The 541-nt window shown below is 77.8% G+C and carries 1 protein-coding gene and 1 pseudogene; both read left to right on the forward strand.

The window, feature by feature from the left end:
* Positions 1-317, forward strand: a 317-nt coding sequence (locus tag AOK24_RS51315; protein WP_276206865.1) for a sigma factor-like helix-turn-helix DNA-binding protein, incomplete at its 5' end; no start/stop codon positions are given.
* Positions 307-541, forward strand: a pseudogene (locus tag AOK24_RS48770) (hypothetical protein); the annotation flags it as partial. The gene AOK24_RS51315 and the pseudogene AOK24_RS48770, both read left to right, overlap by 11 nt.

The following is a 541-nucleotide window of genomic DNA, read 5'->3' on the forward strand; positions in this document are numbered from 1 at the left end:
GCCGCCTGGAGCTGGCGCGCCGCACCCCGCCGCCCGAGACCGCGCCGGGCCCCGGCCCCGACCGCACCGCGCTGGTCGCCGCGCTGCGCCAACTCCCCGCGCCCCAGCGGATGGCGATCGTCCTGCACCACCTGTGCGACCTGAGCGTCGAGCAGGTAGCCTCCGAGACGGGCGCGCCGGTGGGCACGGTCAAGGCCAGACTCGCCCGGGGCCGCGCGACCCTGGCGAGACACCTCGCGGTGGACGAAGCACGGGACGACGCACGCGGCGCCGCGCGCGGCAGCACGGCCAGGAAGGAGAACGGCCGTGTCGGATGAACTCTCCCGCGCACTCCACGAGTTGGCGTCCGCCCACGAGACCCTGCCGCCACTGCCCGGCCCGGCGATCCGCGCCCGCGCGGTACGACGGTCCAGGCGCCGTACGGCAGTTGCTCTCGGCGTCACCGCATCGGCCGTCGCGCTACTGGCCGTTGGCCTGACCCGGGGCGCCGACGGCCCCGCTCCCCACAGCCACCCCCCGGCCGCGGGCCGCACGACCGGCC

It is taken from the genome of Streptomyces niveiscabiei (genome assembly GCF_001419795.1).
Classification (GTDB): Bacteria; Actinomycetota; Actinomycetes; order Streptomycetales; family Streptomycetaceae; genus Streptomyces; species Streptomyces niveiscabiei.